Annotated in this window: 7 protein-coding genes and 2 pseudogenes; 5 read left to right on the forward strand and 4 right to left on the reverse strand. The window is 39.9% G+C overall.

The window, feature by feature from the left end; all coding sequences use genetic code 11:
• Nucleotides 1-100: 100 nt before the first annotated feature.
• On the reverse strand, nt 101-1,204 hold the full coding sequence (gene acsF / locus IQ259_RS20475; protein ID WP_193887841.1) for a magnesium-protoporphyrin IX monomethyl ester (oxidative) cyclase: 1,104 nt from the start codon (nt 1,202-1,204) through the stop codon (nt 101-103).
• 370 nt (nt 1,205-1,574) lie between these two features.
• Here acsF and IQ259_RS20480 point away from each other — a divergent pair, with 370 nt between their 5' ends.
• Nucleotides 1,575-2,291, forward strand: coding sequence for a heme oxygenase (biliverdin-producing) (locus IQ259_RS20480; RefSeq protein ID WP_193887842.1), 717 nt, complete (start codon nt 1,575-1,577; stop codon nt 2,289-2,291).
• A 338-nt stretch (nt 2,292-2,629) separates the two neighbouring features.
• Nucleotides 2,630-4,012 (forward strand): oxygen-independent coproporphyrinogen III oxidase, encoded by a 1,383-nt coding sequence (gene hemN, locus IQ259_RS20485; protein ID WP_193887843.1) that lies wholly within the window; start codon nt 2,630-2,632, stop codon nt 4,010-4,012.
• Between the two features lie 114 nt (nt 4,013-4,126).
• Here hemN and IQ259_RS20490 read toward each other — a convergent pair whose 3' ends face one another.
• Nucleotides 4,127-4,936: an SDR family oxidoreductase gene (locus IQ259_RS20490; protein ID WP_193887844.1), complete on the reverse strand. Its 810-nt coding sequence runs from the start codon at nt 4,934-4,936 to the stop codon at nt 4,127-4,129.
• A gap of 120 nt (nt 4,937-5,056) precedes the next feature.
• The gene (locus IQ259_RS20495; protein ID WP_193887845.1) at nt 5,057-5,671 is read right to left on the reverse strand and encodes a fasciclin domain-containing protein; all 615 of its coding nucleotides are present in this window, start codon (nt 5,669-5,671) and stop codon (nt 5,057-5,059) included.
• Between the two features lie 898 nt (nt 5,672-6,569).
• Here IQ259_RS20495 and IQ259_RS20500 point away from each other — a divergent pair.
• Both IQ259_RS20500 and IQ259_RS20505 read left to right on the forward strand, forming a co-directional pair.
• Nucleotides 6,570-8,150 (forward strand): DEAD/DEAH box helicase family protein, encoded by a 1,581-nt coding sequence (locus IQ259_RS20500; protein WP_193887846.1) that lies wholly within the window; start codon nt 6,570-6,572, stop codon nt 8,148-8,150.
• Nucleotides 8,080-9,294 carry a DUF790 family protein gene (locus tag IQ259_RS20505; RefSeq protein ID WP_193887847.1) on the forward strand — a complete coding sequence of 405 codons (1,215 nt, stop codon included), beginning with the start codon at nt 8,080-8,082 and terminating at the stop codon, nt 9,292-9,294. Before IQ259_RS20500 ends, IQ259_RS20505 begins: the two co-directional genes overlap by 71 nt.
• Before the next feature lie 208 nt (nt 9,295-9,502).
• Here IQ259_RS20505 and IQ259_RS20510 read toward each other — a convergent pair.
• Nucleotides 9,503-10,129, reverse strand: a pseudogene (locus tag IQ259_RS20510) (hypothetical protein); the annotation flags it as partial.
• Between the two features lie 71 nt (nt 10,130-10,200).
• On the opposite strand from IQ259_RS20510, the pseudogene IQ259_RS27810 reads away from it, so the two are divergent.
• Nucleotides 10,201-10,319 (forward strand): annotated as a pseudogene (locus IQ259_RS27810) (IS630 family transposase); the annotation flags it as partial.

Raw genomic sequence — 10,319 nt, forward strand, 5'->3', positions numbered from 1 at the left:
TTATGGATAAAAAATATATAAGAATATAAAATGTAAATATCCCCGATTTCTTCAAGAAATCGGGGATATTTTTGTTCAAATAATCAGTTTCCAAAACCAATTAAAGAACTGTGCCGCGTGTAGCTTCTGTATCAATTGGCTTGATGAGATATAGCTGTAACATGTGCCAAATGATGGCGAGAATTGGCGGGATTTTTTGCAAGAATTTGACAAATCTTGGCAGGTTACTTTTTTGAATTCCCGCGAGTTTCAAATTATTTTCAGAACACTGTTCTAAGCGCCAAAAAAACTCTGGGTGATTTGTATTCAGAATGAGGGGAAATGCTCGTGCAGAAGTGTTATTTGTCTCTTGGATAACTCTGTTGTTGTATTTGCGGGGATGGATACCAATAGCTTCGTAGAATGATGCTCGCTCAAATACAGTTATTGTGTGGGTAACGAACACAGTTAGTAGAAAGAAACGCATCCACAATTTTGCTTGCCAATTTTTCCATAGTTTGGGTTGCGTAGACGCGGAGCGGCTTGTGGACAGACATTGCAGTAATGCTTTAAAGAAATCTCCGTGTCGATTTTCGTCTTGACACCAACTCTCAAATTTGCGGAACAGCGGATAAAACTGGTATTCAGGATGCTCCTGCATGTGCTGATTAATTAAGATATAGCGCCAGTAACCAATTTTCTCCGATAGGTAGACTGTGTAAATAACCCACTCTGGCGGGAAAAAAGTATATGTGCGGTTTTTAGTTAAAAAGTTTAAGTCTAGAGATACTTTCAAATCTGCCATTGATTTATTCAAAAATCCCGCATGGCGAGCTTCATCTCTAGCCATATATTCAAAAGCTTCTGATAGCAGCGGGTTATTTTTTTTCAGGCGGCGCGATAATTCTTTAAACAATAAAAACCCCGAAAACTCTGACGTACAAGAGCGTTCTAAAAAGTCAATAAAAGCGCGGCGTTTTTCCCCTGTAATGTGATCCCACGATTGCTTAAATTCATCGTCGCGCACAAAGTGATGGCGGTTGTAGTCAGCACGCAATTCCTCGACAATCGCCCGGATTTCTGTCTCATTGGCCGATATATCTAATTTTGCCACTGCATCAAAGTCAGTGGTGTAAAACCGAGGTGTTAATAATGTTTCTGCAACAGGGACTTTAATACCCGGCTTCAGCAATTGTGGCTCTGGGGTTGCAACTGAATCGACCATGAGACTCCTGTATTTTATCATTTAATAGTTATATAAGCATAAAACAATATAATTCCACATCAGTCTAATTCAAAAAGTATTTGCAACACATGAACCTTCCGTAAGAGTGCAGTCTGTACATCCTGCATCCTGTGTTTGTTACTCAAAGGAATATAAAGAAATATTAATAGCTGTATAGTTATACAAGTATTGATAGTTAAATGATTTTGGGAGAATAAAAACCCTTAAGAACTGTATCGGCAGTGGTATTTGCTGGCTGAAGTGATGCCGATGCTGTTCCCCGCTACATCTAGAATAACAATTCTCTAACTCTGACGTGAATTCTCTTTGAAATGCTGAGTAATAATACTAACCCCTAGCCTCTACAAAAATGAGTAGTAATCTAGCTGTCAAACTGCGTTCTGGTACACAAAAAGCTCATACAGCGGCAGAAAATGTCGGATTCATGAAATGTTTTCTCAAAGGCGTTGTAGATAGAGACTGCTTTGCAAAATTTCTGAGTAACTTGTATTTCGTCTATAGCGAACTAGAAGCAGCATTAGCCAGTCACCAAAACCATCCTGTAATTGGTGGGGTTTACTTTCCCGAATTAAATCGCCTGGCGGCTTTAGAGAAAGACATGGTATTTTATTATGGCAACGGCTGGCGATCGCTCATCACACCCGCGAATCATGCCAAGATATACATTGCCCGGATTCAACAACTATCTGCATCTGAACCAGCCTTATTAATCGGTCATGCCTACACTCGCTACATGGGCGACCTTTCCGGTGGTCAGATGTTACAAAAAATTGCTCAGTCAACCCTCAAACTTTCTGGCTACGAAGGTACATCTTTTTATAACTTTGAGCAAATTCCCGACAAAAAAGCCTTTAAAGACAAATACCGTGATGCTTTAAATGGTGTATCCGTCGATGATGCTACAGCAGATAGAATTGTCGCTGAAGCCAATAATGCCTTTAGTTTTAACGTGCAAATGGCTGAGGAATTAGAAGGAAGTTTAATTAGAGCGATCGGTCAAGTACTATTTAATAACCTGACTCGTTCTCACAACCTCGGTAGCACTGAAGCAGCGGCCACTAATTAATTTCCAGAAATTAAGCTGTTTGGTTTGAGTCAACACATCATGCACTGCAACTGATATCTAAACTAGACAGCAGCTAGTATTCTGAAAAACCAAATTTGAGGTGTAAAAATAGCGCAGAGAAAACCTCTTTGTGTTTTGCTGTGTCAGCCTCAACCCGTTGAAGATAGGCTGACAGAGTACTAGCGCATCCAAAATCTATGAGCAATTTGTCGGATATTGGCGAAATCAACAAATTGCCGCTTCGATTAGCAATACAAGCAACCACTCTGGCTAATTTTCAAACTACTGGTGAGTTGAAAGTTTGAAAAGAGAGCCTACACAGTACATTGGAGGTTTTGATGGTTTTTATATCACCTGGTGTCAAATTTGATCTAGGATTGATCAAAAAGTACGATACAGCTGCACCAAGATACACCAGTTATCCACCCGCTACAGAGTTAAGCGAAGCATTCACTACGACTGATTTTCATACTGCGATCGCCGCTTCAAACCAAAGAAAATCTCCGCTATCATTTTATTTCCACATTCCTTTCTGTCAAAGTGCTTGTTATTTCTGCGGTTGTAATACAGTAATTTCCAACAACAAAAATATTGCCAAACCTTATCTGGAACATTTAGCTCAAGAAATCAAGCATATGTCCACCTTGATTGATCCCGATAGAAAAGTATTACAAATACATTGGGGTGGTGGTACACCCAACTACTTAGAACTTGACCAAGTAGAATTTTTGTGGAATAAAATTACACAAAACTTTGACTTAGATCCTCAAGCAGAAATTTCCATTGAAATTAATCCCCGCTACGTCGATAAAGAGTATATTTTCTTCCTGCGCGAACTTGGATTTAACCGTATTAGTTTTGGCATCCAAGACTTTAATAGTGAAGTTCAAATAGCTGTTAATCGCATTCAGCCAGAAGAATTATTATTCAACGTCATGGACTGGATTAAAGCGGCAAAATTTGACAGTGTGAATGTAGATTTAATTTATGGTTTACCTTATCAAACTCTCCAGACATTCCGGGAGACTATAAAAAAAACCGTTGCATTAGATCCTAACCGGATTGTGGTGTTTAACTTTGCCTATGTCCCTTGGTTAAAACCAGCACAAAAAAATATTCCTCAAGTAGCTTTACCTAAACCCCAAGAAAAATTGGAAATTTTGAAAATGACCATTGAGGAATTAACCAGTAGTGAGTATTTATTTATTGGCATGGATCACTTTGCCAAACCTAACGATGAGTTAGCGATCGCCCAACGCGATCGCACCCTCCAGCGTAACTTTCAAGGTTATACTACCCACGCGGGTACAGATTTATTTGGGTTTGGTGCGACATCAATCAGTATGCTCAATGATGCCTATATCCAAAACCATAAACAATTAAAAGATTATTATCAGGCAGTTGCTAACAATGTTTTGCCTGTTAGCAAAGGTATCAACCTAACTCCAGATGACATTATTAGAAGAGATGTTATCATGTGCATCATGTCTCACTTTCAGTTGTATAAACAAGATATTGAAGAGAAACATCGCATCAACTTTGATCAATATTTTTCTCAAGAATTAGAAGCATTGCAGCCTTTAGCAGCAGATGGACTTATTAAATTATCTGCCAACTATATTCAAATTACAGATATTGGCCGGTTACTAGTAAGAAATATTGCTGTTGCGTTTGATCAGCATAATCAAACGCAAGAAAGACAATTTTCCCGTACAATTTAACGCCAGGCTGGCAATTATTCAACAAAAAATTCACAATTCAGGAGGAGACAGTCTGTTAGGCAGATAGCACTGTGGGCGGTAGACTTGTTTTGAGACTTTATCCCATACCAATGTTCAAGCTGACCAAGTTTCCCGGAAATCTGCGTATAGTGTCAGTCCACCATCAATAAACAGTGTTTGTCCAGTGATGTATGCCGCTTCATCAGAAGCTAAAAAAGCTACCGCAGCGGCCATTTCTTCTGAAGTTCCCGTCCGCCCCATTGGGATGTGACTTTCGACAACTGCTTTCTTTTCTGGATCGTTAACCCAATCTTCATTCATGGGGGTGATAGTTGCCCCAGGTGCGATCGCATTCACACGAATACCTCGGTTTGCATACTCCAGCGCCAAAGTTTTAGTCATGTTTTCCATCCCACCTTTGCTAATGGAGTAGCTGATATACATCGGCCGGGGAATAATTTCGTGAACGCTGGAAATATTAATGATGATTCCCTGTCGATTTTGGGAGAGCAAGTGTTTGATTGTTTCACGGGCGCATAGGTAAGCACCCCGTAAATTTACCTCGATCACTCGGTCAAAGTCTGCGGTCTTGATTTCGTGGGATGGGCATTCGGTTTGAATTCCAGCATTGTTGACTAGAATATCAAGACTGCCCAACTTATCAACTACAGTGTTGACCATTTCCACAATGTCTGATTCTTGAGAGACATCACCCTGCACCAGTAGAGACTTAACGCCGCAATTTTCCACATCTCCACAGGCTTTTTGCATGGCCATTTCTTCAGTATTTTCCGCAGCTTCAGGACTTTTGCGGTAATTAATAGCAATGTTACAACCTTCTTGAGCAAGACGAATAGCGATCGCTTGTCCAATACCGGAACTTCCACCTGTAATTAACGCATTTTTACCTTTTAATCCTTTCATCACATTCCCCCTCCATCTGTCGCTTTTTTATTAAGCATCAACCGAATTTAAATATGTGTTATGCAAATACCTAGTAGAGACTTAGCAGCGCTAAGTCTCTACAATCTTTTTTTGAGATGTCTATTGAGTCATTGGTGGTAGAAGTACTTTGTCAATAACATGAATGACACCATTTTTGGCTCTAATATCAGGTTCTATCACACGAGCGTCATTAACTCTCACTTGGCCTTGCTCAACTTTAATATTTAGCGGGTTATTAGCAAGGCTTTTCACCTCTTGTGACTGAAGTTGATTAGCTGTAAGATTGCCTGGAATCACATGATAAGTTAAAACCTGTCTAAGAAGTTCGCGGTTTTCGGGCTTTAAGAGTCGCTCTCTAGTCGCTGCTGGAACTGCCGCAAAAGCCTGGTCTGAAGGTGCAAATAAGGTGTAAGGGCCGGCATCATTTAACTTATCTGTTAAACCTGCTTCATTAATCAGACCTGCCAATGTTTTCAATGAAGGATTAGCTTGTACAACTTCGGGAATGTTTTCATTCACCGTTGCACCAGGAGTTGCAGCAGGTGTTGTTGGAACTGGCTCAGGCGTTACATCAGCAACAGGTGGTGCAGCAGGAGTAGGAGTGACTTGAGCCGTCTCGTTGGGCGCACAAGCGGCAAAAATTGGCAGTAACAGAATACCTGTGGCAAAGCTGGCAAACTTGTTCATCTTTGCAACAAAATTTTCAGTCTTCATATTTTTCACCATGATTCTTTGTTCAATTGCTTTTTTCTTTTATGTTGGGTAGCAAATGCAAATAGAATGTGGCTTGATTTATTCTCTATCTTACCTATAAGTAATTTGATGAATTTGATTTTATTCCTCTAATGTTTTTTCTACCCCAGAAGAAGTAATACCTTTGACGTAGTTAATTTTGATTTCTTCTAGCATATCAATCAATAAAGATTGGAATTCCTGAATGTTAGGCTTTTTTTGTAACTCTGTTTCTAACTCATATTCCGCAGATATTGAAGCAGATTGAAGAATTATGAATTTGAATGGTTATAAATCCTGAAAAGATTGACTGGTAATCATTTCAGATTATTTGTTTATAAAATAGTCTGGGTCAAGTAGAGAAAGAGAAAAGGCATGAGAGAGTCTTAAATTGCAATATCTATCCCAGATATAGACCATTGAGGAATCATAGTAGGAATCATAGACGAGATGGAATTGAGTGACTTTACTAAGTGCTGAAGAACGAATTTTGGCAATATTTAGATTCAAGATTGCAAAATCATTAGAGAGCTTGGTTTTGGAGAACTATACAAATTTTTTATCTAAACTTCTGGAGATGTTAAAGTAACTTCAATGCTTGTGATATCACAAATTGTACAACTTTTCTATCTTTTTACACTATCACCAAAATCTCAGCATAATTTATTCCTTGGAAATCCCTTAGTTCAAAGTTTAGGGTAAAAAGAGCAGAAACTTTTTTTCGGTCTTTCTTGTAAAGTAGACTATTGAGGCGGTTAATGACAAACTTAAAGGCATCCTCAATAACCATAGGGTAGCCATTAAGCACAACTTAACAATAATAATTTGAGAGAAAGTTAGGCTTTGACTATCCTCATCCCCAATCCCCAATCAATACGGAATGGCTCGCATCTCCAAATTAACTTTCGATCGCGGTACATTAATTTTGCATCCACCACCACGTGGCAAAGCTTGGATGGATTATGCTACGTGGGATGATCGTGTGGAGAAATTTCGGATTCCGGCGATGCGATACCGCGCTTTGGTAGAAGCACTACAAGCGGAAGAAGTGGACTTTATCGATGAGGCGAAGGAATTTTATCCTGTAGATTTGGTTGCGAGTTTGGAAATGGAACCCTACCCGCACCAAAGCGAAGCCTTAGCGGCTTGGAAATTGGCGGGGAGACAAGGGTTAGTGGTGTTACCAACGGCGGCGGGAAAAACTTATCTGGCGCAGATGGCAATGCAGGCGACACCTCGCACAACATTAATAGTCGTCCCAACTTTGGATTTGATGCACCAGTGGTATGCACATTTAGTCGCGGCGTTTCCTGATGCAGAGGTGGGATTGCTAGGTGGTGGTTCGCGGGATAAAACACCGATATTGGTGGCGACTTATGATAGTGCAGCCATTCATGCGGAAGCTTTGGGAAATCAATATGCTTTGATAGTATTTGATGAATGCCATCATTTACCCACAGATTTTAATCGTGTGATTGCGGAATATGCGATCGCACCTTATCGTTTAGGACTCTCAGCAACACCAGAACGTACCGATGGTAAACACGCTGATTTAAATATCTTGATTGGACAAGAAGTATATCGTAAACGTGCTGAAGATTTAGCGGGGAAAGCTTTAGCTGAACATGAAATTGTCCAAATTAAGGTGAAGTTATCGCAACTTGAGCGCGAAAGATATAGTAATTTAATTCAAACCCGCAATGATTTTTTGCGCCAATCTAAGATTTCTTTGGGGAGTATTCAAGGTTGGCAAATGTTTGTGCAGATGAGTGCGCGATCGCAAACTGGCCGGAGAGCGATGTTAGCACACCGGGAAGCGAAAGAAATTGCCTTGGGTACTGATGGTAAGTTACGAATTTTAGCTGATTTACTTGCAGAACATTTTCCTGCTCGAATTTTGATTTTCACCGCTGATAATGCCACGGTTTATAAAATTTCTCAAGACTTATTAATTCCCGCCATTACTCATCAAACACCTGTAAAAGAACGCCATGAAATATTATCTAAATTTCGTGAAGGTGAATACAATACTTTGATTGCTTCTCATGTGTTGAATGAAGGTGTTGATGTACCTGCGGCTTCTGTGGCAATTATTCTTTCTGGGACTGGTTCTACAAGAGAATATATTCAACGTTTGGGGAGGGTTTTGCGTAAGGGAAATATTGAAAATAAACAAGCGATTTTGTATGAGGTAATCGCGGAGGATACGAGTGAAGAGGGGACTTCGGCGCGGCGGCGTGGGGAGGAGAGGAAAGACAGACACGAAGATGTAAAGACACGGAGACAGGGGGATAAAAAAGGTAATTTGCAGGTTGTGTATGGGAGTGGACAGGAAAAAAGTTTGAAGGCGGCGGAACAAATAGAAATAAATTATTTAACACAAAATTCAGATGTTACCAACGGAGTTACTAAGCCATCGCCTAAACGGAGAAGAAATCATCCCGAAAAGACTGAAGATTGATGATAAATATTTGGCGTTGACAAATGAATTAATTGCTTGTTTTCAATCTGCACTAGGTAAAACTCAAGGTGAGTTAGATCGTCAACTTTTAGATTTAGAAGGTGATGCTACAGATTATCGCATTAAGCGTGGGTTAGCTTATATTATCAAAAGTAATTTCTGCACCTTTGAGGTAGTAAGTCCTTTAGAACCACCAATGTTAAGAGAACGGGTGTTTGCTCTCGCGGCTAAATCAGTTGCTAGTCGAGAATCAACTCAACTTACTTTAAGCAAAATTGCTGATGAATTGAGTCAGGAATTAGAGCGGGAAGTTTTGTTAGCACAGGTGCAAAATGGTTTATATGCTGACTTATCTGAAAATAAAATTTTGACAGCTTTTGATACTCCTACAGCAGTAGATATATTAAATCGATATAACTTGTCTCAGGTGCAGGGAATTTTTTATAAAGCGAGTAAGTTAATTTTAAATGCACATCGGAATGTTCCTGGAGAATATAAGCTGTTATTTCGCTATCTCAAGTTGTTTCAATTGATGGCTTATATAGAGGGTGATGCTGACCACGGATTTACCATTACCGTAGATGGCCCGACGAGTTTATTTAATCCTAGTACGCGTTATGGTTTGGCGATCGCTAAACTCATCCCGGCTTTATTGCATGTGACGAAATGGAGTCTTTCTGCGACATTGCAAACTCGTGATGTCTACACAGATACTTGGAGAACTGGCAGATTTACTCTGAATTCTGAATGTGGGTTAGTTTCACACTATTCTAAGGGTAAACCCTACGATAGTATGCTGGAAGCATCTTTTGCTGATAAATGGGATGCGTTAAAAACTGACTGGGTATTAGAGCGAGAAGTTGATTTAGTACCAATTCCGGGTAGTGTGATGATTCCCGATTTTCGGTTAGTGCATCCTGATGGCCGGGAATTTTTATTAGAAATTGTCGGTTATTGGCGACCAGAATATTTACAAAAGAAATTTTCTCAGGTGCGGCGTGCGGGATGTGACAATTTAATTTTGGCCATTTCGGAACGGCTGAATTTGGAAAAAGCCGGAGTTAAGTTAAATGATGTTCCAGCTAGAATTGTCTGGTTTAAAGATAAATTGTTGCCGAAGTCTGTGTTAGCAGTAATTGATTAAATAAGTAGGTCGGTGTTAAAAATTGTCGTTATGACAAGGCAGGAGGCAGAGGGCAGAAGGCAGAAGGGAAGAGGTTTTCAAGCTACTTTACTTTCCGTTACATAGTTCCGTTTATTTGCACCTTTCTACTTAAATCAAGTAAATAATTTTAATTCTTCATTACTGAGGATGCTAAATCTGCCTGTCAAAACAACAGTTAAGTTATTCATCAGATACCAGCTTTAGTAAATGCCCGGCTCAAAGCATCAACCAAATCTAACCTTTCTGCCCATTGCGTTAAGTATATGTAATCCAAAGTTTCTGCTTGCAACTTCAGTATCCCCAGCGCATCACGCCACTGTTTTTCAGATTGACTCCTCTTACCCCGCAGCAATTTCTGTAAAATTGTATCTTCTGCCGAAGCCACCCAAAACTTAGTGATTCCGTCTAAGTCGATTAGCTGGCGACGTGCCATCTGGGATACTGAAAACGACGAAACATCACTGATATATAGGTCGGCATTAGCAATAGTTTCGGTATGGGTGATATTCAGCATTTGCTCACATCCCTGCTTTAAACCCTCAACCGCACCTGCTGGACAATAGTATCCTGCTGCTTCAAGTGTTGCCACTAACAAATCAATTTGCTCAGGTTGGATTTCAATCACCAAATTTAAATCACGAGTCGAACGGGGTTCCCCATGTATCGAAGCAGCAACACCACCGCTCACGTAGTAAGAAATATTAGTTAACTCAAAAATTTGGTGAAGCTCTACTGCAAGGCTTATGGAATCCTGAATCCACATATTTTCATCATTACCTTTGGGGTGAAAATCAACCCTATATTTTTCTCCTATAGGAATCATATTTGATTTCTGAAAAAGTGTACGAGATAATACGGAGGAATATATCTGTCTAAGAACAAACAATGATAGATCAGCATCTACAACCTGCGATGCCTGCGGCGGGCGTAGCCATCGCAGAACTACAAGAATTTATAGATAGTCGCCCAGATGCCCGTGAGGTGAGAAAAGCTCTCTTCTGTAA

The organism is Fortiea sp. LEGE XX443, from assembly GCF_015206815.1.
In the GTDB taxonomy this organism is placed as follows: Bacteria; Cyanobacteriota; Cyanobacteriia; order Cyanobacteriales; family Nostocaceae; genus Nostoc_B.